Origin of the sequence: Chroococcidiopsis sp. CCNUC1 (genome assembly GCF_023546805.1) — a bacterium.
Taxonomy (GTDB): Bacteria; Cyanobacteriota; Cyanobacteriia; order Cyanobacteriales; family Chroococcidiopsidaceae; genus Chroococcidiopsis; species Chroococcidiopsis thermalis.
The window spans coordinates 1,438,400-1,461,702 of sequence record NZ_CP097480.1 but is presented as its reverse complement, the minus strand read 5'-3'; the positions used below and the strand labels follow the sequence as shown (position 1 = coordinate 1,461,702).

Below are 23,303 nucleotides of genomic sequence, written 5' to 3'. Positions count from 1 at the left end.
AACGTCTCTACACTGTCAAAGCGGTAGCTTACCTTGTAATTGCTGAACTGCAACGATACAACTAGAACAGTCACAACCATATCTTTGAATTGCAGCCTGCGACTCTTCATCAGTGAAATCTAAAGTAGGAACTTCATCTTTTGATGGATTTTCTGTAACATTGGTAAAAGGTTTAGGAGTTGGGCGATCGAATACTATGTCAACTAAGGGAGGAGATACCGATTTTGAGGTATCGTTAGGTTGAGTCACAATTTCTCTAGCCTGAGCTGAATCGGGAGCTATAAGTATTAATGCCATCAGCGTAGGACAGGCAAATAAGGCTAATTTAGATAACTTCATAAGTCACGCCATAAAGAATTATCTGGTTGGCGCAGATTTTAACTGATTTGAGCTATTTTGTAAACAATTTTTTCAATTATCTAAAATTTATGCATCACAGAAAAGAGATCGATCGCCACACTTAGTTGTCTAGATTTACAAACGCGCTCGTCAATCGATCTTTTTAGTATTACATTTTACTTTTTTTAGTGTGGCATATTTTACTTAATTTGGTGTTCATTATTGAACATGATGTTAGATAAGCTCCTAATTAAATTGCTAGATGACTTCAACTTCTATAGCAGTTCTAAATGATTTGTAAAGCAGGCTTCTCCTGCTCCGCGTTCATGAATCAAATAGGACTGCTATAGCTGCAAATATTAAAAGCAAGTGAAAATTTCTCAGTTATGTAGCCAAATAGGTTTATGAATAAGGCTTTATATAGATCGCTCGTAAGCAGTGATTTATTTATTTTCGTAGAATAATTTTATTGTCAATAGAAGAATCTTTCATCTATGAAAGTTGTAAACTATGCGGAATTCCGTTACTACCGATTCTAAAAAGCTACCACTACGCCTGATTCTAGTCGTGCCGTTTGTGCTACAAATCTTTGCTGCTGTGGGACTAGTAGGGTATTTCTCCTTCCGAAATAGCCAGCAGACGATAAACGACCTAGCTAATCAGCTAATGACAAAAGCTAGCCGACTTGTTAACGAACACCTTAACGCTTATCTAGCCACTCCACATCAAATTAATCAAATCAATGCCGATGCGGTAGAACTAGGACATTTGGACTTGCAAAACTATCCTAAACTAGGACATTACTTCTGGAAACAGTTACAGGTGTTTAATGTTGGCTATATTTCTTACGCAACAGTAAAAGGTGAATTTGCCGCAGCTGGCTATTACAAAAATCCCCAAGAGGCTGTAATTGATGAAGTCTCTTCAGCTACTAAAAGAAAAGATTATATATATGCTACAGATAGTCGTGGCAATCGTACTAAGTTAATTAAGAGCTTGCCAGATTACGATCCGCGATCGGAGTCTGTTTTTCAAGATACGGCGCGAGCAGGTAAACCAACTTGGAGTCAGGTTTACGCTTGGGATGAAGATCCAGATATTTTATCGGTTGCGGCTGGCTACCCGATTTACAACAAAAATAAAGCATTGCTAGGAGTTATTAGCGCCGATCTGCGCCTCACACAGATTGGTGATTTCTTGCGCCACATACAAGTGAGTCAGTCGGGAAAAATTTTTATTGTCGAACGGAATGGATTAGCTGTAGGAAGTTCGAGTCCTGAACCGCCATATACAATTGTGAATGGTAAAGCACAGCGGCTTAATTTTCTCAACAGTCGCGATCGCTTAATTCAATCTACAGCACAATATTTACAAACTAAGTTTGACAGCTTAAAACAAATTCAACATAGCCAACAGCTAGAGTATATGCTGGCAGGAAAACGCCAGTTCGTCCAACTGACACCGTGGCGAGATAAATACGGTTTGGACTGGTTAGTGGTTGTTGTCGTACCTGAATCTGATTTCATGGCACAAATTAACGCCAACACCCGTACTACAATATTGCTCTGTTTGGGAGCATTAGCGATCGCTACAGTAATTGGTGTTTATACTTCTCGTTGGATTACTCAACCAATTTTAAAGCTGAGTCGAGCCAGTCAGGAAATTGCTGCTGGAAATTTAACGCAAACAATCACAGTTAAAGGTATTCAAGAACTCGATATTTTAGCTAAGTCCTTTCACCAAATGGCAGGACAATTAAGAGAATCTTTTGCAGCTTTAGAAACGACAAATCAAGCATTAGAACAGCGCGTGAGCGAACGTACTCTCCAACTGCAATTAGCAAAAGAAGCTGCTGATGCTGCGAATCAAGCCAAAAGCGAATTTCTGGCTAATATGAGCCATGAACTACGGACTCCCTTAAATGGGATTTTAGGTTACGCTCAAATTCTCCAGCGTTCTTCAAGAATTACAGAGCAAGAACATAAAGGAATTAGTATTATCTCTCAGTGTGGCAATCATCTCCTTACCCTAATTAATGAGATTCTCGATCTTTCAAAAATTGAAGCGCGCAAGATGGAACTTTATCCCATTGAATTTCATTTTCCTGCTTTTCTACAAGGGGTAGTAGAAATTTGTAGCGTTCGTGCCGAGCAAAAGAAAATTGCTTTCGTTTATAGTGCGGAAAGCGAAATACCTTCTGGGATTTACGCTGATGAGAAGCGTTTGCGCCAGGTATTAATTAACTTGCTCGGCAATGCAATTAAATTTACAGAGCGCGGGGAAGTTAAATTTACAGTTAAAAGCCGAAAACTCGAAAATTTAAATTATCAGGTAAGGTTTCAAATCGAGGATACTGGTGTAGGCATGACAGCCGAACAATTAACAAAGATTTTTTTACCCTTCGAGCAAGTGGGAGATAATAAATACCAAGCGCAAGGAAGTGGTTTAGGACTAGCAATTACCCAGAAAATTGTTTCTTTGATGAAAAGTACCATTCAGGTATCTAGTCAAATAGGAAAAGGTAGTATTTTTTGGTTCGATCTAGAAGTGACTGAAACTACAAGATGGTTGGACATAGCTAGGCTAAGGTCTCAAGGTAAGATTGTTGGTTTTCATGGCAATAAGCAGAAAATTTTAGTAGTTGACGATCGCTGGGAGAATCGTTCTGTTATTGTCAGTCTTTTAGAGCCAATTGGATTTGAACTAGTAGAGGCTGAAAACGGTCGAGAAGGTTTAGAAAAAGCGTATAAATTTCATCCCGATCTCATTATTACTGACTTAGTAATGCCACTGATGAACGGCTTTGAACTGTTACAGAAAATTCGCGTCTCAGAGCAACTTTCTGGAATTGTCGCGATCGCCTCTTCTGCTAGTGTATTTGAAACTAATCAATACCGTAGTTTAGCTGCTGGAGCCGATGAATTTTTACCCAAACCAATACAAGCAGAAATTTTATTAGAAATGTTGCGATCGCATTTAAATTTAACTTGGATTTACGAACAACAAGAAAATCAAATAGTCTCATCAATTCAAGATTATGCTAGCCAGCCTCATCAAACCGAGCTGCCTCCAGATGAAATCTTGACTCAACTATACGAACTCGTCAGAAAAGGCGATCTGGATAATATTTTAACCGTAGCCTATCAATTAGAAAAGTTAAGCGATCGATATCTATATTTTGCTCAAGAAATTATTCAGTTAACCGAAAACTTTCAGGTTAAACAACTACGAGAAAAACTGCAAAAATACATAAAAAATTGAAGCAATGATGAGATATAGCTTTTTATTATAGCATTATTATAGCGGTTTTCAATTGGGTAAAGCACACGTTCTGTAGGGGCGCACAGCCGTGCGTCCCTACAAATGTCATACACGCAATTGAGAATTGCTATATTTGATTTATGGACGTAAAATAGGCTTCTATGCCGCCATAGAAATGATAGATGCGAACAACAGACAATTATCTGTTGTTCGCAAAATATTTATGACTGCTATATTAAATATTAATCCGATCGCTTAACGCATAAACTACAAATAAATCATCAATGTTCATTTGTATCACCCCAGCTTAAATCTGCGTTTAAGTTTATTTTTTCAATAGTAGCTCTATTTTTAAATTTAATCTTATAATAATTTAATGAAAGCTCTAAATAACGGACTGATATTAATTGTGGATGACAACCCCACAAACTTGTCAGTCTTATCGCGTACGCTAAAAAGTGCAGGATTTAACATTAGAGTTGCAATAGATGGTGAAAGCGCGATCGAGCTGGTAAATTGCGAGCCACCAGATCTCATATTATTAGATGTCCAGATGGAAGCACTGGATGGATTTGAAACCTGTAGCATACTCAAAGCAAATCCAGCCACGCAAAAAATCCCCATTATTTTTATCACTGCTTTAGCCGATCCGCAGGCTAAAATTAAAGGTTTTGCTGTCGGAGCAGTAGACTATATTACAAAACCATTTTACGAAGCAGAAGTTATCGCCAGAGTGTCAGTACATTTACAATTGAGCTTTTTAACGCGCACAGTAACGGAACAAGCGATCGCGCTGCAAAAAGCCAATCAGGAATTACAAAATCTCATCTATATAGATAGCTTGACCCAAATTGCTAATCGTCGCCAATTTGATACTTGTATCGAGAGAGAGTGGCGGCGACTAGCACGGGAGCAAGCACCGCTAGCTTTAATTTTGTGCGATGTCGATTACTTTAAAAAATACAACGATTGCTACGGTCATATCGCTGGAGATATTTGTTTACAAAGCATTGCCAAAGCGTTGATGCGTGCTGTGACACGTCCGGCAGATTTAGTCGCAAGATATGGTGGTGAAGAATTCGGAATTATTTTGCCAAATACCAATACTGAAGGTGCAATTCGAGTCGCCGAACGCATTCAAGCAGAGATCGAACAGCTTCAGATTCTCCATTCTCAGTCTGAAGTCAGTGCATACGTCACTGTGTCTTTAGGAATTAGCAGTCAACTTCCGCATCGGGAAATGTCAACTGAAAAATTGATCGCTGCTGCCGATCGCGCTCTCTATTGTGCCAAACAGCAAGGACGTAATACTTATTGTATTTGCGATCGCTTCTAGAAGACTGGCAAGCTAGATAAGAGATCCAAAGAATTTGGTATACCAATACAATGCAACCAAACCAAGCAGAGATTGAGGCAATTCGCGCACAAATTGCGGCTTTACAGCAAGAATGCGCCTCCCTCAGCGCTGAGTCACCAGAAAGTAGCTCTACCCAGGCGCAAACAACAAACGATAGCTTAGCACAGCTACTAGAAAGCTTAGCAGCTTTGACGGCGCAACTGCGACAAAAACGCGCCGAATTCAGCGCCTTGCAGGTGCGATCGCAATATCAATCGATCGAGCAACACGTCGAGGAAGGGAGAACGCAAGCTAAAGTTCACGCCGATCGAATCAACGAACTTGCAGGAGAATTAGCCGAAGAAATCCGCGCGCTTAAAGCGATCGCAGATCGAATCAGTCCGAGTTATTGGCAAGTTTACTACAAACCGTTTATCACTGGCTTTCAAACGATTTCAGTCCCTCATGTCCGTTCTGATGGAGACGTGTGGACGATTGTGAATCGCGTAGTTTAGATACAGGTGGTTTAGATATAGATTGTAGGGGTGTATCGTAATGCATCTCTACAACTACAGGCAAAGGCTTCTGATAAAAATTAAATACATGGCGATCGCTACTCTCAGCGACAAGATACTGGCTAGTAGCGAGGGGACTGAAAACAACGGGTTCAAACTGTCGCAAGTTTTGACATTCTTCAATCACAGGGAAAGGTTTGTGTCTGGTAACATCATTCCAGCCAAACACTAACATTCCGCCTGGACGCAAGCATTGAAAACATTGCTGAAACGATATCTCTGTTGCTTCTTTACTATCAATCCCATGTCCGAAGACACCGTTATAAACTATTAAGTCAAAGTAACCAGGGGCAAAATGCTGGCTTAAGTTTAATAGCGAGTCAACAACGTGTCGTTTAGAACCGAATTTTTTTCTGTTCGGATTAATTTCAATCGTCCAGTACTCTTTATTTTTGAAATAGCGATTGTACGGTTTAGTGTACCAGTCGCTACCAACAAATAGGATTTTGTGAAATTCATTACATTTGACGATGTAGGGAATAATTGCATCTTCTAATACGAAGCGATCGGGAGAGTTTAGATAAAAGCTGAAACCCTTCCTTCTAGTGACAGATATCAGAGCTAACCAGCTTTGAATTTGATTGACTAAGGGTTTAGGAAGAGCTAGTTTAGCAAGATCCTTAGCCTGCCTGAGAATACTCATAGATACAATAACCTTAATTAAAATAAATTATTGTCAGAAAAACTTTTAGCAATCTCGACCATTTTATTTAAGGTAAAAGTAGTCAATCCGCGATCGATCTGAGCTGAGATTTACTTCCTGACTCGACCTAGCTATCAAATTTTTTCTGATTTAAAGAGTAGTATAAAAAGTTTTTTAAAAAATAGGAAGATTCTAAATTTGACGAGTAAGAACAAGTGATTTCGTTCGCCGACTAAAATTGCTTTGTTTTAGCAAATCGATGACTTATTTGCTCAGTAGATAAACTGTGTTCAAAGTTACTTTAAATATTTTGTGTAACTGTCTAAAATTTTATTTATCAAGGAAAAATTACAGTATAAAAAATATCATTTTATTTCTGTTGAATAACCTATTTATAGACTTTTATTTGCGTGTAATACTGAAGACTACTCAGTGTAAATGTAGCGAAGAGCAACATGGTGATTTTTCTTTATCGCTGCTTCTGGCGTGCGAGTTGCTCAATGATAGTATTTCTCAGTACTACCATATTGTATAAGTAGTTTTTTATACTGCAATGTGTTGTAAGTATTTTTACTGTAAAAGTTAAAATTTTTAGCAAAGCAGGTAAAATTACCTTTGCAAATCTTTACTTAACTTAATAAAATAGAAGCCATAGATAGTAAGTATTTATTCCCAGCCATGTTTCCCGAACAAGTCCCTTGGCTAAGCATCATCACCCTACTACCGCTAGTAGCCAGCCTAGCCATTCCTTTGATTCCAGACTCTAAAGGCATTGTTCGCTGGTATGCTCTCGGAGTCGGGATTGCAGATTTCTGCATCATGCTCTATGCCTTTTGGCAGCATTTTGATTTACAAAACTCTACATATCAACTCGTCGAAAGCTATGCTTGGATTCCCCAGATTGGTTTAAACTGGTCGGTTGCCGTTGACGGTTTATCCATGCCTCTAGTGTTGCTAGCAGGTTTTATCACCACGATGGCAACATTGGCAGCGTGGAACGTGACAAACAAGCCACGCTTGTTCTACTTCCTAATCTTGGTCATGTACAGCGCCCAAATTGGCGTGTTTGTTGCCCAAGATGTATTGATGTTCTTCTTAATGTGGGAAATCGAGCTAGTCCCTGTATACTTGCTGATCTCCATTTGGGGAGGACAAAAGCGGCGCTACGCTGCCACTAAGTTTATTCTGTATACTGCTGCTGCTTCTATATTTATTCTGATATCTGGTTTAGCAATGGCTTTTTACGGGGATACAGTCACCTTCGATTTGACTGCCCTGGGGCTGAAACACTATCCTAAAGTCTTGGCAATGCTAGCCTATGCGGGATTCTTTATCGCCTTCGCTGTTAAATTGCCAGTATTTCCCCTGCACACTTGGCTACCAGATGCTCACAGTGAAGCATCTGCCCCCATCTCAATGATTTTGGCTGGGGTATTGCTAAAGATGGGTGGTTATGCGCTCATCCGCTTTAATATCGAACTACTACCCGATGCTCACGTTTACTTTGCACCAGTCTTGGCAATATTGGGAATAGTTAACATTATTTACGGTGCTTTTGCTGCCTTCGGTCAAGGTAATCTCAAGCGGCGACTCGCTTATTCTTCCATAGCCCACATGGGTTTTGTCCTGATTGGGATTGCTTCCTACACTGATTTAGGCATTGGCGGCGCAGTATTGCAAATGGTTTCCCACGGTTTAATTGCCGCTTGTTTATTCTTCCTATCGGGAGTAGCTTACGATCGCACCCATACTTTAATCATGGAAAAGATGGGGGGGATGGCGAAAGCAATGCCCAAAGTCTTTGCTTTATTCACTGCCGCTTCAATGGCTTCTTTAGCTTTACCCGGAATGAGCGGATTTGTGGGTGAGTTGACGATATTCCTCGGCATCACCACCAGTGACGCTTACAGTTCTGCGTTTAAAACCGTCGTCATCTTCCTCGCCGCTGTTGGTTTAATTCTGACTCCGATTTACTTGCTGTCCATGTTGCGGCAAGTCTTCTATGGAAAAGAAAATCAGGAATTGGCATTCGAGTCATATTTAGGCGATGCTAGACCGAGAGAAGTTGCGATCGCCATGTGTCTGCTAGTTCCCATCGTCGGTATTGGTTTGTATCCCAAAATTGCCACTCAAACTTTTGATGTCAAGACGGTAGCAGTCGCAAGCCAAGTACGTACCGCCCTGTCTACCGTGGTAGCACAGCAGCCCAAGACTCCTCTATATTCTCGCCTGCTGGCTGCACCTCAGTTAGCCGTGACTCAGACATCAAATTTGGCTGAATAGTCATTTGTCAATTCTTTGTATTTATCTGTAGGGTGCGTTAGTAACTAACGCACCCTACATTTTTGCATCTCCAGATGATGATAGCGGTTTTCAATTGGAGCAATACACGTCTGGTAGGGGCGCACAGCTGTGCGCCCCTAATTATGTTGTTGTCGAACAAATCCCGACAAAAAAAGTCGGGTATGTTTGACTCGCTATATACACCGTGTTAGTATCAACCGAAGTTGACGGACAATCGAGGGAATGACTAATGACTCAGGCGATCGCAAACCAAACCAAGACAAACGCCACGTTTAGAGCCTTGAAATGTAAAGAATGTGGTGCTGAGTACGAACTACAAGCAATGCACGTTTGCGAATATTGCTTTGGACCATTGGAAGTTGCCTACGATTACAGCGCTCTGCGCGATACCGTCACTCGCGAAAGCATTCAAAAAGGACCCCACTCAATTTGGCGCTATCGTCCTTTTTTACCTGTTGCTACCGATAACCCAATCGATGTCGGGACTGGCTTAACACCTTTAGTTCGTGCCAATCGCCTAGCGCGTCGCCTCGGACTGAAAAAGCTTTACATCAAGAACGATGCTGTCAACATGCCTACCCTGAGCTTTAAAGATCGGGTGGTATCGGTAGCCCTGACTCGTGCTAGAGAGCTAGGCTTTACGACAGTATCTTGTGCGAGTACGGGGAATTTAGCTAATTCTACCGCGGCGATCGCCGCTCACGCAGGTTTAGATTGCTGCGTCTTTATCCCCGCCGATTTAGAAGCAGGTAAGGTTTTAGGAACTTTGATCTACAGCCCTACTGTAATGGCAGTACAAGGTAACTACGACCAAGTCAACCGCCTCTGTTCTGAAGTAGCGAATACATACGGCTGGGGTTTTGTCAATATCAATTTGCGCCCCTATTACTCCGAAGGTTCCAAGACTTTAGGTTACGAAGTTGCAGAACAACTGGGTTGGGAACTCCCAGACCACGTAGTTGCGCCTCTAGCTTCTGGTTCCCTGTTCACCAAAATCTACAAAGGCTTCCAAGAATTTACCGAAGTTGGCTTAGTAGAAGGCAAGCACGTCAGATTCAGCGGCGCGCAAGCCGACGGATGTTCGCCGATTGCCCAAGCTTACAGAGATGGCAAAGACTTTATCAAACCAGTAAAACCGAGTACGATTGCTAAATCAATCGCGATCGGTAATCCCGCTGATGGTGTCTATGCCTTAGATATTGCGCGGAAAACAAACGGTAATATTGAATCAGTCAGCGATCCTGAAATTATCGAAGGCATCAAATTACTAGCAGAAACCGAAGGCATCTTTACCGAAACCGCAGGTGGAACCACGATCGCCGTGTTGAAAAAACTGGTAGAAGCAGGTAAAATCGACCCCGAAGAAACTACCGTTGCTTACATCACTGGAAATGGCTTGAAGACACAAGAAGCCGTCCAGGGATATGCAGGCGAACCCCTAACAATTGAGCCAAAACTCGATAGCTTTGAAAGAGCATTAGAGCGTTCTCGCACCCTCGAACGCCTAGATTGGCAACAAGTTTTGGTCTAATTTTAGATTTTGGATTTTAGATTTTAGATTGGTAATGGGTAGTTGGTAGTTGGTAGCTGGTGATTAATCAGCACCGACTCCCGACTCCCGACTCCCGACTCCCGACTCCCGACTCCCGAAACATGGCTATCAAAGTACTAATTCCGACTGCATTGCAAAAGTTCACCAACAATCAAGCTACTTATGAGGGTAGCGGTAATAGCGTCTCCGAGCTGATTGAATCCTTAGAACAGGGTTTTCCTGGAATTAAGTCCCGTTTGTGTGACGAACAGGGACAACCGCGTCGTTTCTTGAATCTATACGTGAATAGTGAAGATATCCGCTTTTTAGATGGTATAGATACACCTTTAAAAGAAGGCGATGAAGTGAGTATCGTCCCTGCGGTAGCTGGCGGTTAATTCAGTTAACAGTTATCAGTGTAGAGACGTTACATGTAACGTCTCTATTATCATGTCACAATAATTTTAAGGAAAAAGTTATAAAGCGATCGCTCTTATACCTATAGATCGAGGAATGAGTTGAGCAATGGCAGAAGAAAATCAGAATCCAGAACAGGCTCCAGCAGGAGAAACGGCAGGCGAAAACGCGCCACCCAGCACTGTAGATAAACAAGCTCCTGATGTCGTTGCAGAAAATCTTAAAACGACTTCTGACCCAGAAGCTTCAGAGATTCCTACTGCCAACGCACCAGTTCCAGAAGAGAATCTAGTGGCGAACACGGACGAGGCGAAGGAAAAAGGCACGGCGACAGCAGAAGCTCCAAATGAAACTGACCAGCAAGCAAAAGCAGCTGACAAGCCAGGTTCCAAAAAACCCGACGCATCACCTAAAGCCGATAAGCCAGCCGCCGCTAAAGCAGCAGGTGATAAACCCGCCGCTAAAGCTAAGAAAGAAAAAGGTCCAACAGTCGAAGATAAACCATTTACTGAATTCATCCAACAAGATTACATCCCAGCAATTGAGAAGGCTTTAAAAGCTCAAGGAGTCGTGGATGTAGACTTAACGCTTACCAAGCAAAAAATTCCTGTAGTTGGTTTAGAGCAGCAAGAGTGCTGGCAAATTGTTGGCAAGTGGCAAAATGTCTCGCGACAATTCAACCTTTATTTCCCTGATGAAGATATTCAAGGCAAGAAATATTTCTCTTGCAATGAAGGCTCTCGACCCAGCACTATCGAGCATTTTCTGGGTGACGAACGCAAGATGACGCTCGACCTTCTCATGTGGGGAATCGTCCAGCGGTTGAACGGTCAAAAGTGGCTGTCACTGAATTAAATTGACTTGGCTAAATTCCTAAAATCCGATAGATAACCATTCCTGTTTTGGGATGGTTATCTATATGTGCGTGACCAGATTTAACTAACTGTTTCAAAATAGCTTCTACTTCAGCCAAGTTAGCTCCTGTATCCAATACTGCTTGAGTGGCAGAGATTATACCACCTCTGTTACGGGCGGATTTGAGAATTTTCTGCATCAGCTTGTTATAAGCTGGATCGTTAACCACTGCTGTAACTTGACCAGAAAGAGGTACGCCATTTGGTGATAAGCCAAGTTTAGCTTTTAGCTTGAGGTCGCGTTCTTCAACCATGTCTGGAATTAAGAATAAATCTACAAATTGACCAATGCCAAAAAAACCTAAAGTAAAAAGCCACAATAGTCCTGTAACAATCTTGCCATTGTATAAACGATGTACTCCTCCGACACCCAAAAACCAAGCGGCGCAGAGAACATAAGATGTTGCAAGGCGTTTAGTATTCATATTGATTCAAATATCGATAATTATTTAACCTTATATAGTGTTCCCATGCATAAGGTAAATATTTGATTTTTGAACGAATACGTAGGGTGCATTAGCGTTCAGCGTAACGCACCCTACAGTTTTTGTATTTGATGCAATGACAAATCGCTACGATGACAATTCAAGGAATTTGTAAACAACCACTCCAGTTGCAGGATGATTGTCAACTCCTACATAACCAGACTTGACCATCTCTTTTAAAGTTGTTTCTACTTGAGCAAAAGTAGCACCAGTATCCATCACGCCTTGCGTGACGGAAAGCTTACCCCCATGCGCCGCCGCAGCTTTGAGCAATTTAACCATCAATTGCTCTTTCGGATTTACTTGGATTGTCTGGGTAGCAACTACCGGGTCTGATAGCGGTACGCCAGCAGCAGATAAACCCATTTTGGCTCTTAGCTTAGCGTTGTAATCGTCTACCATATCGGGAATTAGAAATAAATCGATCAATTGTCCGACACCAAATAAACCAAAAGTAAACAGCCACAACAAACCCGTGGCTATTTTGCCGTTATAGAAGCGATGCAACCCGTAAACTTGAAGCAAACAACCCAACCACAGAATATAAGAACTACTAGTTTTATTCATAAGTTGTGTGGATAATCAGGGAGCGTATTTTCTATGTTAGAGATTGGGAATGGGTAGTTGGTAGTTGTTAGTTGTTGGTGAGTGGGTGGTGGATAGTGGCGCTTTGGCTAGAATCGCTTTCTTGTCTTCCTTATCTTCCTTGTCCCCCTTGTCCTCCTTGTCCCCCTTGTCCTCCTTGTCCCCCTTGTCCCCTTGTCTTCCTTGTCCCCCTTGTCTTCCTTGTCCCCCTTGTCTTCCTTGTCCCCCTTGTCTTCCTTGTCCCCCTTGTCTTCCTTGTCCCCCTTGTCTTCCTTGTCCCCCTTGTCTTCCTTGTCCCCCTTGTCTCTCGACTCCCGACTTCTAATACACAAATCAGTCTGTTTCGCCTAAAAAGTGACAAATTTGTAAAAAAAATTGATGGGGTGTAGTAACTCTTAATGTGGTAAAGCGACGCGATCGCCCTGAACCCTTGGTAGACTGAATTTTAGATAATAAATTGCGCTCTATCTTTTGTTACAGAGATAAGAACCCCACAAGAGCAAAACGACATGGTAGATTCCCTGAAAAAGCCGAGCTTTGAAGAAATACGTCCTGGGGTAAAAGCTCCAGCCAAGGAAACCATTCTCACGCCTCGGTTTTACACCACAGACTTCGATGAAATGGCGCGGATGGATATTTCCGTCAACGAAGATGAGTTGAAAGCAATACTCGAAGAGTTTCGTACTGACTACAATCGCCATCACTTCGTCCGAGATGAAGAATTTGAACAATCTTGGGATCGCATCGATGGGGAAACTCGCCAATTATTTGTTGAGTTTTTAGAGCGTTCTTGTACGGCAGAGTTTTCTGGTTTCTTGCTGTACAAAGAACTCAGCCGCCGCTTGAAGGGGAAAAACCCTGTATTAGCAGAGTGTTTTGCCCTCATGTCACGAGATGAAGCCCGTCACGCAGGCTTCCTAAATAAAGCGATGTCTGATTTTGATTTGTCGCTTGATTTAGGATTCTTAACCAAGAACCACACGTATACTTTCTTCAAACCGAAGTTTATCTTCTACGCCACTTATCTATCGGAAAAAATCGGTTACTGGCGCTACATCACAATTTACCGTCATCTCCAGGCGCATCCTGAAGATCGGATTTATCCAATTTTCCGCTTCTTTGAAAACTGGTGTCAAGACGAAAACCGTCACGGAGATTTCTTTGATGCCATTATGCGGGCGCAACCGCAAATGTTAAATGACTGGAAAGCGCGGTTATGGTGTCGCTTCTTCCTGTTGTCGGTGTTTGCCACGATGTATCTTAACGATATTCAGCGGGCTAAATTCTATGCTTCCATCGGCTTGAATGCGCGAGATTACGATGTCTACGTGATTGAGAAGACGAACGAAACCGCAGGACGGGTATTTCCGGTGATGCTGGATGTAGAGAATCCAGAGTTTTACCAACGCTTAGATGTTTGCGTGAAGAATAATGAAAAATTAACGGCGATCGCTAGCTCTAATACGCCGAAGTTTCTACAATTCTTCCAGAAATTACCGTTCTACGTTTCTAACGGTTGGCAACTCTTGCGCTTGTACTTGATGAAGCCAATTGACGTTGCCCCATCTCACGGAATGGTACGATAGCAACTTTAAGTTTTGCTCCGCTAAAGTGGTTCTGTACTATGCAGAACCACTTTTTTTGTGAAAGAATCGCCAAAATCTCGAAAGTTCGGCTGGAATCTCGGTTTGTTGAAACTACGTCACGGCAGATCCCCTCAACCCCCCTTATCAAGGGGGGCAATCAGCTCCCCCTTTTTAAGGGGGCTAGAGAGAATCTGACAAGACATATTCCCCCTTTTTTAAGGGAGGCTAGGGGGATCTGACAAGACATATTCCCCTCTTTTTAAGGGGGGCTAGGGGGGATCTCATCGTTCTGTTCCTTCTCATCTCTACACCTGCGTGGAGTCAACCGCAGCAACACAAAACCCCTAGCGCTGCGGATTTAGATTTAAAGCCAGAAATTATTGAAAGCAGCCCTGTTCTACAGCGCTGGATGCGTCAAGTACCGAACGTGCTAGAAGAGATCGATCGCGATCCGAGTTTTCGTACCCGTCTGCGGCTAGGATATTCTTTATTTCCTTCAACAGATAATGCTAGTGGTTGGAATTTTGGTATAGAGGATTTATTTATTAGTAAAAGTGGTTTGACGATTAGTGGAGATTATCATGCAGCTTTCGATCGCCAGCGCGAGGCTTACGGTGTAGACTTACGTTATTACGTGCGCCCTTTGGGAAAGTACATCAATTTTGCGCCAATAATCGGCTATCGACATATGGAAACAGGCAATTATTCCACTGATGGCATAAATTTGGGCGCAAGGCTGCTCTTGGTATTATCTCGCGGCGGTGCGGCAGATATTGCTCTATCTCAAAGTTGGGTGTCTCCTGGTACGGATGATGAAGTGGGATTGACAACACTCTCTTTTGGCTATGCTGTCACTCGCGATTTGCGGTTGTCTACAGATTTACAAAGGCAAAATTCGCGTCAAGAAAAAGATAGTCGGCTAGGAATTGTGTTGGAATGGATGTTGTGAGATTTTGGTATGGTGCCGCAATCGCATTGCGTACCTGCTACAACCACTGGCTACAATAGGGAAGCGATCGACCTTTGATGCTCTACCGGACGGCTATCTTGTCTGTTACCGAGCATAACATCTATCTAAAGATAGATCGTTATAAATATTGCCTAGCTTAAGATATATCTAGCTATTCCGCTAGTTCATGTCTTAACAAGACTAAATCGTTCTAACAGCCCGCATTAAGCGGGTTTTTTCATGTTTATTTTCCGATCGCGCTGCTCCCAAATCCGTGCAGCAGGCAGATGAACTGTATGCTATTGGAAAGAACGAGGCAATAGCAGATCGTACTTGCACTGAGATTGTACTTGCACTGATGGAGAGTATCTATGCGCTACAAACTATTAGGTAACAGTGGATTGCGCGTTTCCGAACTCTGCCTGGGGACGATGACTTTTGGTGAAGATTGGGGGTGGGGAAGTTCTTACGAGGAAAGTCGTAAAATATTCGATGCCTTCGCCGCTGCGGGTGGTAACTTTCTCGATACGGCAAATCTCTATACCAACGGTACGAGTGAAAAGTATGTTGGTGAATTTGTTGCAGGCGATCGCCATAAATGGGTGATTGCGACAAAATATAGTTTAAACACGGGTAATGGCGAAATCAATGCTGGTGGCAACCATCGTAAGAATATGGTGCAGGCAGTAGAAGCCAGTTTGCAGCGATTAAATGTGGAATATATCGATTTACTATGGTTGCACGCTTGGGACTTCACTACGCCTGTAGAAGAGGTGATGCGATCGTTTGACGATCTGGTACGCATGGGTAAGGTATTGTATATCGGTGTTTCCGATACTCCAGCTTGGATTATCTCGCAAGCAAATACCCTAGCAAATCTGCGCGGCTGGACACCTTTTATTGGATTGCAGATCGAATATTCTTTGAAAGAAAGGACACCCGAACGAGACTTATTACCAATGGCACAGGCGCTTGGAATTGGCGTGACAGCTTGGAGTCCCCTCGGTGCTGGTTTATTGACAGGTAAATACAATCGTCCAGCAGAGGAGACGGACGAACCAGGAAGACTAAGCAATCCAAATGCAGCCCAAATTAGCGATCGCGATTTAGAAATTGCAGCAGAGGTGACTAAAATAGCCACAGAAATTGATAAAGCACCTTCACAAGTTGCACTCAACTGGATACGGCAACAACCAGGCGGAATTATTCCTATTATTGGCTCCCGTAAACTGAAACAGGTTGAAGAAAATTTAGCTTGTTTGGAATTTCAACTAACTACCGAACAAATGCAGCGCTTAAATGATGTGAGTGCAATTGAACTCGGTTTTCCTCACGATTTTCTCAAAAGTTCGATGGTTCAAGATTTTGCCTTTGGTGGAGCGTTGACTAAGATCGATCGCGATCGCTTTTTCTAGTTTTTAGCCGACCGAAAAATTAGATTGCTAACAGAAATACTGAGTAGCTAAATATATACAAAAAGTCCGTATTTTACGGACTTTTTTATGTGGAATTGTTACTAAAGATTGAGTTAATAAATATGAAGTATTTCCATAAAGACCCGATCGAAACTTGTATTAAAACATCGTTTAACTGCTGCAAACTCAACTGAGTTTTGCAACGCAACTATTAATTATTAAGTTTTACGCATGAGGGAAATTTATGAGTTACGAGCTTTCCCGTCGTCAAGTTTTAAAACTAGCTGGATTCTTATCTGCTGGAACTGCTGCTGTCGGAAGCGTTCCCATCGTGAGTCGGTTTTTCGCCGATCGCGCTAACGCTCAGACTGGTACTGTCTACATTCGCGAGAATATATATACATTTATCCAGTCGCCACAGAAAGTTGAGGCTCTCAGGAGAGGTATTCAGGTGATGAAATCTCGACCTGATACGAACCCGACCAGTTGGATTTACCAAGCTAATATGCATGGCATTCCCAGCGGTGAGACACGCAGATTAACAGCATGGAGGACATGCCAGCATGGAACCTTCTATTTCTTCCCCTGGCATCGCATGTACCTATATTATTTCGAGCGTATTCTCAGGCAAGCATCCGGCGATCCGAATCTGGCACTTCCGTACTGGAACTATTCAGATTCCGTCGAACAGCGCGTTTTACCCTCACCGTTTCGCATCCCCGCCAATTCTACAAACCCCCTCTATAGCGATCGCGGCAGCAGCATTAATGTCAACCAGGGCGATCCATTGCCAGAAGCCGATGTTAGATATGCAGATGCTTTTCAACGGACAAACTTTTTCCATACAACAGATGGCGGGCGCAGCTTTGGTGGACGCAGGGTAACTGAGGCAAATGCGAATACTCACCGTGCTAATGGTTATGGAGACTTAGAACGAAGACCGCATAACGGCATCCATTCGCGTATAGGCGGCTTAATGGGAAGCGTACCTACTGCTGCCCGCGATCCGATTTTTTGGTTGCATCATGCGAACATCGATCGCCTGTGGGAGCGCTGGTTGCGACTGGGAGGTGGACGAGCAAATGCGACAACAAACAGCGATTGGATGAACGATGTTTTTACCTTCTTTGATGAAAACGGCACTCAGGTACAGTTGCGCGGTAGGGATGTTCTCGATACTGCGGGTCAACTAAACTATTTGTATGACGATCCTTTATCAAGGAGAAACAGATCTGTAACGCCATCGTCGCAGAGTATAGATACAAGTACTCAACAAACAGATACAAGCACTCAGCAACAAATAGCTATGTCGGCTAACGATCGGCAATTAACGATTGTCCTCAGCGATGCGCCTCTCACTCTGTCTGCTCCAGCTCAAGATCTCGTGAGGACGAGAGCATTAACGGCAGAATCTGCATTGACTCTCAACATTACAGGAGTCGAGTACAACCCAGATAATCCTATTCCCTACGACATTTACATCAATTTACCTGAAGGAGTTGCACCAGACCCTTATGGTCCCTACTATGCTGGGATTCTGTCACTATTCTCTCTGCCCCAAAGAGGCACTTTCCGCCTTGATATTACTTCTACGGTGAGGCAACTACAAAGGCGTAGTCTCATGACAGGAGATTTTATCTCTGTGACTTTTGTGCCACCTTATAGAGAATTACAGCAGGAGCGCTCTACCCAAGATCGCCAAGCTCAATTACAAGGGGCAGTTCGCTTTAGTGGAGTGACTCTGACTAGAGAGTAATCGGGGTTGCTATCGCGCTGTAGCGGCAACGGTGACATCAAAATTGAGCTGAAACGGTTTGAAATTAGCTCCGGCTTTAGGAGTCCCTTTCAATTCCACCTGATAAGCACCGGGTTTGGGAAAAATAATTTCCGCGCCAGGAATGCCTTGATATTTCTCGGCTGTCACGGCTTTGAGTGACGGTTGTAATAGTGGTGCAGCATTTTTCTGGCGCGGTTCGGCATAGACTGCTAGTTGGCAATTACACTGCTGAAGGGGAATTGTTTGTCCGCCTTTACGTGTGAGTGCGATCCAAGCGAGTGTTGCTTTTCCTGCTTGGGGATTGTCGTTAGGTTCGAGGTGAATTGTCCCGCCGACATCGCCGGAGATTTCTACTTTATGGGCGATCGCCTCAGTCGCGATCGCTCCTGTTGCTAGTACGCTGAGTAATAACCATTGAATGTAGTTACTAAGATTTTTTGGCTGAAACATAGTATTTTTCTATATGAAAAATTGACCAAAACCAACGCGATCGCACGAGCAATACTCCCATAGTGGCAACTCCCAAGAGAATTGCATAGAACTGACTGCTTTCACTCACGCTACCTAAATAGTGAGAACCAATCAGCACCGCATGAGCTGAACTCAAAATTGTGGCGGGAATTCCTAATAAATGAATTTGTCGCCAGCGCGTGCCTAAGAATTTTTGGGCGCGATCGCAACTCGTAATTGCTGCCGGAGTCATCAAGATAATCGCAACAAATCCCAAGATTAAACTGATTTGATGGGCGGGTAACAGGAAAGCAAATGCTTCTAAATTCCAATCCAGCGTATGCGCCATCATGTGAGTTGTATGTGCCAAAGCGAGTACGAAGGCTCCCACGCCTAAGACGCGGCGATAGTGTAAGGGCGCAGCCCACAAACGGCTGATGGGACGGGCAATCAGAGCTAGCATTAGGCAGAATAGGGATGCATGACCTGTATAATCAGTCATCGTATCCCCAGTTCGTAGTAGGGTAATCGCCCCAATTGCTACTGTAATCCAGCCACCTAAGCGAAATAATTGACTGCGGCGATCGCGACTTAAAAAAGATGTGGAGACTCCTACTCCTAGCATCATCGGTAGAGTGCCAATGCCAAAAGCGAGCATCGTGGCTGCACCTTGCCATAATTGTCCCGTTTCCGCCGCTTTAATTTGAGCCGCATACAAAAACCCACAGGGCATTAAGCCCCACACTAAACCCAAGCCTGCGGGTGTCCACCATTGTGTTTTAAAAGATAGATTGACCATACCCCGACTCAGGCGATCGTGCCATTTACCGTGCGTCAGGGGGTGTAGCAGGGGAAGGTGGATAAATTGGGGGTTAATTTGCGCTAAACCAAATAAAATGAGCATGATTCCCGTCAGAGTTGCCAGCCAGCGCCGTACTTCGCTTCCGATGCCTGCCATTTGTCCGCTGGCGATCGCGATCGAACCAATCGCCCCAATTGCCGCACCGACGAGAACGTAACTAATTATCCGCCCTAAATTTAATAGAGTATGAAAATAGACTTGCTGCTGCCATTTCGGTTTGTCTTGTTGACCTGATAGGGAAAACGCCACTGTTAGGGGTCCACACATCCCGACGCAGTGTCCGAAACTTCCCAAGAAACCGAGGGACATTATCAGTAGAAGGTCAAAAGTCAAAAGTTAAAAGTTAAAAATTTCTACTTTTTGGTTGCGGGTACTTCTACGATTTGCGTAGCTTCTATCATCTTACCGTTGTGAGCTAAGACCTGATGGTTGTTAGCATTCAAGCTAACCCTAATTTCGTTTTTACCAGGTTTGAGATTGTCTAAATAATACCAAGAGCTATATAAACGAGTGATTTTTTTGCCGTTAACGTAAAGATGGGCGTGACCTTCTCCTGGTTTTGCTGCTTTGTTAACTTCTTCTGGCGCAAATTTGAAGTTGGTCGTTTGCACTTCTAGGTTGTACCCGCGCATAGTGTCGGGATGCACCACCAGTTTCACCGTTGGGATGGGTTCGCCTGCGGAAATTTCCCTCATCTGATGATGGGGGTCTTTACTGGTGTGGGAATGAGGCTCGGATGTGGGATCGTGGTTATGAGCCGTCATTTCAGCGTTGTTCGCCAAAATGGTAACGCCAACGGTAGCGAGTACGAGGAGCGATCGCTTAAACATGCTGTCTAATTGCCAGAGATCTGAAAGTACATGTTTTTGACTGCAACTCATTACTCTAGGTAAAACTTTTGCTTCAGTCAAAAGACAGGCTGTCGTACATATGCGATCGCTCTTGCTCAATTCAACCGTGAATTAATCCATCTGGCATGATTGCCCAAGCTAAATCTATTCGCTCATCTTGCAGTTGAGATTTTAGTTTTGCTCGTTTTAGGTTAGCTCCCCGCAAAATTAACCCTTCCATTTTGGCATCGACTAAATTCGCTCCGGTTAAATTTGCGCCGCTCAGGTTAGCTTGGCTTAAGTTTGCCCAACTTAAATCTGCTTGGGAGAGGTTTGCCTTAATTAGCTCCACCCGTTCTAAATTGGCTCCCCGCAGCGTTGCTAAAATCAATTTGGCATCGGTCAAGTTGGCATGACGCAAATTTGTTCCAGTCAGATTTGCTCCACTCAAGTTAACTCCAGCTAAGTTTGCTTCGCTGAAGTCAACTCCTACTAGATCTGCACCACTAAAATCTGCTTCGCTCAAATTCACTTTCCACAAGTTCACGCCGCTCAAATGCACTTCGCGAAAATCTCGCTCTCCCTGGTTGTAGCGACTAACGAGTGCTGCGGCATCCATACTATCGCGGTTCGTATCCCAACCAAAAGGCGATCGCATCGATCCAAAATTCATCGGGAGTCTCCTTCTATACTTACAAAAATCTCATCCCCGATCGCGCGACTTGGATAACAGCGTACAGGCTGTAAATCTCGCTCTAGTTCAGTCAAGTCAGATGGATAAACGTTGCGGGGATAAACATTGGCTCCAGTTCTGACATCGTAGAGGTAATGATGCCAAGGACATTCGATCTTGTCTCCCCACAGCGTTCCTTGCTCCAGAGGACCATCTTGATGAGGACATTGGGTGGCTAGAGCGTAGATCTCTCCATCTAAATTCACTAACAGCAAGCGTAGATCTCCAACTTCCACAACCTGCATCGTGCCTGGAGACACAGCACTGAGTTTAGTAACTTTGATAAATTCAGTCATAGCAAGATTTTGCAGTAGAGACGCGCCACGGCGCGTCTCTACTCTCTACAGTTTGTGACCGTTGGATGGTGCGACTAAAAAGCGCGAAGTGTAGGGCGATTCTCCTGGTGCGCCTCTACGGATGTGACCGGAAGGACCTTCACCTAAAAACTCGGAGAACCAAGCTTCGTGTTCGATTTCCTCGTTGAGAATAGCCAAGGACAGCTCATAGGTGCGGTGGTCTTTCCCAAAGGTCATGTTGCAAATCTCAGTGTAAACGCGAATAGCACACCGTTCTGCCTCTACCAAAACCTGAAGCATTGGTCTAATATCACCTTGTTGCATTGCCTGCTGTACTTCTGAGACTGCTTCTTTTGATTCCTCGCTTCCGCCACTGGTAAAGCCAACTCGTGGCGTGGATTTGCCATTACCACGATTCCATTCAGGCAAGTAAGCATCTGGACAAGCAGCTTCGTTAGAAAAGTCTCGAATATCCCTTGGTAACTGTCCGCCTAATTCATAGATTCGCGGTACTAAAGCCTCAAAGTGATTGCGGTCTTCTAATCTTGCATCCTCGATGATTTCTTTGAGTCCTTCTCCTTCAAAACCAATGGCATTAACCCGCAGAATTGTGTAGTAGTAGTAAGTTGTAAATTCAGCAGACGCGGCACGGACGAGCTTCTGTACCAACTCTTCTACATTCACACCAGACTTCTGAACGACTTCCTGGGCAATCTTAGCCATAGTGTCCCTCCTCCCTTTTTTATCGGGATTTGTTAAAAGTCTTTTGTTAAAGATATATAAGCAATCTCTTTCAATCGGCTTATCTCAAACTCGTAACGAATTTGAGTTGCTGCTCATAATACGATTTTGAACAAACCGAGAACAAATGTGTGAGATTTAATAGAAAAATTAAAATTCTTTAGACTTCTTTACATATTTAGAGATCTATTCGTTGCTAAAGTCAATTGAGAATTTCCATAGATTTATTTGCATCAGCAACGGTGCGATCGCTTTACCTCTTCTTATTAATTTAGCTACCAATTTAAACTTTTTACACAACAACAGCTTTTAATCACTAATCTTTCATACGAACTTCGGTAATTCTTCCAGTCTGAAACCTGAGAAAAATCAATTATTCTATATTTGGCTCTGTGCCAGTGAAGACGATAGCAAATCTCTGAAAAATAATTATGACGTTTGAAAAAGAATTAGAAGAAATTACTGCTTTAATTTTATTTAGCTGCACGGGTCTATTTTTTGGCTTTTTATTATTTTTTATTTGGGCTTATTCTTGATAAAAACCTTTCAAGCAAAAATTAGATAATAAGGTGGGTATTGCCCACCTTATTTTTTGACAAAAATTGAATTTTGTTGAAAATCATCTCTACTCATAATAGATTTTATAAACATAGCATTTGGATTAGTGGGACTAGCCAAAATAAGAAAATACCACCAATTTAAGGCTTGGAATAACAATAATCCATGCTTCATCTTTAGTGGAGTAGTAACTTCCTTTTTTAGAAGCAGCGAGAAGGATTTGACGTAACAGCGAGCGACTTACACTCGAACAGCCCAACCCTGGCCAAGCGCCTTCACTAGTCCATGTCTTGGGAACTGGTGTTTCTTTCCACGCTCTATAGGTGTAGTAGAGATCTTTGCTTCTTCTGGAATAGATAGCGTCGCTAAAAAATCAATTCCTTGACGGGAAATGGCATCCGCAGTTGCATTTGTTATGCCAAATATAGCTGTGCCACAACCCTCTCGCAAATCGCTCTGACCGCTAATATTTATGGGGTAGGCTATCCCAATTTTTGCAGGAATAAGACTACTGTACCAAAAGTATTCATAAACCGACCATGCTACATGCAGAGTAATAAGTATTAAAATAATAGTTTTTACAAATTTTTTCATTAGCCAAGCAAAGGAATCGTCATGTCGGAGCAAAACCTTCCGTTTCGTCTACTAGATGAAAACTAACTTAGAGAAATATTAAAGCTTGCCAGCATAGCCGAACAAAAGATGCGAGAAAGTAG

Annotated in this window: 24 protein-coding genes; 11 read left to right on the top strand and 13 right to left on the bottom strand. The window is 43.0% G+C overall.

Annotated features, from left to right (window positions below; genetic code table 11):
• Window positions 1–15 precede the first annotated feature (15 nt).
• A complete protein-coding gene (locus tag M5J74_RS06850; protein ID WP_250016095.1) occupies window positions 16–339 on the bottom strand; it encodes a hypothetical protein in 324 nt (107 codons plus the stop codon).
• 510 nt (window positions 340–849) lie between these two features.
• On the opposite strand from M5J74_RS06850, the gene M5J74_RS06845 reads away from it, so the two are divergent.
• The 3 genes from M5J74_RS06845 to M5J74_RS06835 all read left to right on the top strand — a co-directional run bounded on the left by M5J74_RS06845 (window position 850) and on the right by M5J74_RS06835 (window position 5,451).
• The gene (locus tag M5J74_RS06845) at window positions 850–3,600 is read left to right on the top strand and encodes a hybrid sensor histidine kinase/response regulator (protein ID WP_250016094.1); all 2,751 of its coding nucleotides are present in this window, start codon (window positions 850–852) and stop codon (window positions 3,598–3,600) included.
• Window positions 3,601–3,976: 376 nt separating this feature from the next.
• The gene (locus M5J74_RS06840) at window positions 3,977–4,936 is read left to right on the top strand and encodes a PleD family two-component system response regulator (RefSeq protein ID WP_250016093.1); all 960 of its coding nucleotides are present in this window, start codon (window positions 3,977–3,979) and stop codon (window positions 4,934–4,936) included.
• Between the two features lie 50 nt (window positions 4,937–4,986).
• Complete coding sequence (locus M5J74_RS06835) at window positions 4,987–5,451, top strand: hypothetical protein (protein ID WP_015153389.1); 465 nt, start codon at window positions 4,987–4,989, stop codon at window positions 5,449–5,451.
• Here M5J74_RS06835 and M5J74_RS06830 read toward each other — a convergent pair.
• Window positions 5,372–6,154, bottom strand: coding sequence for a class I SAM-dependent methyltransferase (locus M5J74_RS06830; protein ID WP_250016092.1), 783 nt, complete (start codon window positions 6,152–6,154; stop codon window positions 5,372–5,374). The two genes, M5J74_RS06835 and M5J74_RS06830, sit on opposite strands and share 80 nt — an antisense overlap.
• 678 nt (window positions 6,155–6,832) lie before the next feature.
• On the opposite strand from M5J74_RS06830, the gene M5J74_RS06825 reads away from it, so the two are divergent.
• The 4 genes from M5J74_RS06825 (at window position 6,833) to M5J74_RS06810 (ending at window position 11,261) form a co-directional block, all read left to right on the top strand.
• Window positions 6,833–8,437, top strand: a complete 1,605-nt coding sequence (locus tag M5J74_RS06825) for an NAD(P)H-quinone oxidoreductase subunit 4 (protein ID WP_015153387.1) — start codon at window positions 6,833–6,835, stop codon at window positions 8,435–8,437.
• A gap of 250 nt (window positions 8,438–8,687) precedes the next feature.
• Window positions 8,688–9,989 (top strand): threonine synthase, encoded by a 1,302-nt coding sequence (gene thrC, locus M5J74_RS06820; RefSeq protein WP_015153386.1) that lies wholly within the window; start codon window positions 8,688–8,690, stop codon window positions 9,987–9,989.
• Window positions 9,990–10,111: 122 nt separating this feature from the next.
• On the top strand, window positions 10,112–10,387 hold the full coding sequence (locus M5J74_RS06815; RefSeq protein ID WP_015153385.1) for a MoaD/ThiS family protein: 276 nt from the start codon (window positions 10,112–10,114) through the stop codon (window positions 10,385–10,387).
• A gap of 127 nt (window positions 10,388–10,514) precedes the next feature.
• Window positions 10,515–11,261, top strand: a complete 747-nt coding sequence (locus M5J74_RS06810; protein WP_015153384.1) for a DUF2996 domain-containing protein — start codon at window positions 10,515–10,517, stop codon at window positions 11,259–11,261.
• A gap of 10 nt (window positions 11,262–11,271) precedes the next feature.
• On the opposite strand, the gene M5J74_RS06805 is transcribed toward M5J74_RS06810, so the two are convergent.
• From M5J74_RS06805 to M5J74_RS06795, 3 genes are all read right to left on the bottom strand, one after another.
• Window positions 11,272–11,745 carry an NINE protein gene (locus M5J74_RS06805; RefSeq protein WP_250016090.1) on the bottom strand — a complete coding sequence of 158 codons (474 nt, stop codon included), beginning with the start codon at window positions 11,743–11,745 and terminating at the stop codon, window positions 11,272–11,274.
• Between the two features lie 147 nt (window positions 11,746–11,892).
• Window positions 11,893–12,372: an NINE protein gene (locus M5J74_RS06800; protein WP_015153383.1), complete on the bottom strand. Its 480-nt coding sequence runs from the start codon at window positions 12,370–12,372 to the stop codon at window positions 11,893–11,895.
• 130 nt (window positions 12,373–12,502) lie between these two features.
• Window positions 12,503–12,751, bottom strand: a complete 249-nt coding sequence (locus tag M5J74_RS06795; RefSeq protein WP_250016088.1) for a hypothetical protein — start codon at window positions 12,749–12,751, stop codon at window positions 12,503–12,505.
• A gap of 148 nt (window positions 12,752–12,899) precedes the next feature.
• Between M5J74_RS06795 and acsF the strand changes: the two genes are divergently transcribed.
• Window positions 12,900–13,976 carry a magnesium-protoporphyrin IX monomethyl ester (oxidative) cyclase gene (gene acsF / locus M5J74_RS06790; protein WP_015153382.1) on the top strand — a complete coding sequence of 359 codons (1,077 nt, stop codon included), beginning with the start codon at window positions 12,900–12,902 and terminating at the stop codon, window positions 13,974–13,976.
• A 289-nt stretch (window positions 13,977–14,265) separates the two neighbouring features.
• Window positions 14,266–14,925 carry a hypothetical protein gene (locus M5J74_RS06785; RefSeq protein WP_371934014.1) on the top strand — a complete coding sequence of 220 codons (660 nt, stop codon included), beginning with the start codon at window positions 14,266–14,268 and terminating at the stop codon, window positions 14,923–14,925.
• 201 nt (window positions 14,926–15,126) lie between these two features.
• Here M5J74_RS06785 and M5J74_RS06780 read toward each other — a convergent pair whose 3' ends face one another.
• Entirely contained in the window at window positions 15,127–15,264 is a 138-nt protein-coding gene (locus M5J74_RS06780; protein WP_181246538.1) for a hypothetical protein, read from the bottom strand.
• Window positions 15,265–15,296: 32 nt separating this feature from the next.
• On the opposite strand from M5J74_RS06780, the gene M5J74_RS06775 reads away from it, so the two are divergent.
• A complete protein-coding gene (locus M5J74_RS06775; protein ID WP_106216217.1) occupies window positions 15,297–16,340 on the top strand; it encodes an aldo/keto reductase in 1,044 nt (347 codons plus the stop codon).
• Between the two features lie 244 nt (window positions 16,341–16,584).
• Entirely contained in the window at window positions 16,585–18,096 is a 1,512-nt protein-coding gene (locus M5J74_RS06770; protein WP_250016084.1) for a tyrosinase family protein, read from the top strand.
• A 9-nt stretch (window positions 18,097–18,105) separates the two neighbouring features.
• Here M5J74_RS06770 and M5J74_RS06765 read toward each other — a convergent pair whose 3' ends face one another.
• The 7 genes from M5J74_RS06765 to M5J74_RS06735 form a co-directional block, all read right to left on the bottom strand.
• On the bottom strand, window positions 18,106–18,567 hold the full coding sequence (locus tag M5J74_RS06765) for a hypothetical protein (protein ID WP_015153378.1): 462 nt from the start codon (window positions 18,565–18,567) through the stop codon (window positions 18,106–18,108).
• A complete protein-coding gene (locus M5J74_RS06760) occupies window positions 18,545–19,738 on the bottom strand; it encodes a sulfite exporter TauE/SafE family protein (protein WP_371934013.1) in 1,194 nt (397 codons plus the stop codon). Before M5J74_RS06760 ends, M5J74_RS06765 begins: the two co-directional genes overlap by 23 nt.
• 44 nt (window positions 19,739–19,782) lie before the next feature.
• Window positions 19,783–20,310, bottom strand: a complete 528-nt coding sequence (locus M5J74_RS06755) for a hypothetical protein (RefSeq protein ID WP_015153376.1) — start codon at window positions 20,308–20,310, stop codon at window positions 19,783–19,785.
• A gap of 70 nt (window positions 20,311–20,380) precedes the next feature.
• Complete coding sequence (locus M5J74_RS06750; RefSeq protein ID WP_015153375.1) at window positions 20,381–20,932, bottom strand: pentapeptide repeat-containing protein; 552 nt, start codon at window positions 20,930–20,932, stop codon at window positions 20,381–20,383.
• Entirely contained in the window at window positions 20,929–21,288 is a 360-nt protein-coding gene (locus M5J74_RS06745; RefSeq protein ID WP_250016082.1) for a Rieske 2Fe-2S domain-containing protein, read from the bottom strand. The genes M5J74_RS06750 and M5J74_RS06745 overlap by 4 nt, the downstream gene beginning before the upstream one ends.
• A 45-nt stretch (window positions 21,289–21,333) precedes the next feature.
• Window positions 21,334–22,011 carry a ferritin-like domain-containing protein gene (locus tag M5J74_RS06740; RefSeq protein WP_015153373.1) on the bottom strand — a complete coding sequence of 226 codons (678 nt, stop codon included), beginning with the start codon at window positions 22,009–22,011 and terminating at the stop codon, window positions 21,334–21,336.
• An 816-nt stretch (window positions 22,012–22,827) separates the two neighbouring features.
• On the bottom strand, window positions 22,828–23,181 hold the full coding sequence (locus tag M5J74_RS06735; protein WP_250016080.1) for a hypothetical protein: 354 nt from the start codon (window positions 23,179–23,181) through the stop codon (window positions 22,828–22,830).
• Between the last annotated feature and the right edge of the window lie 122 nt (window positions 23,182–23,303).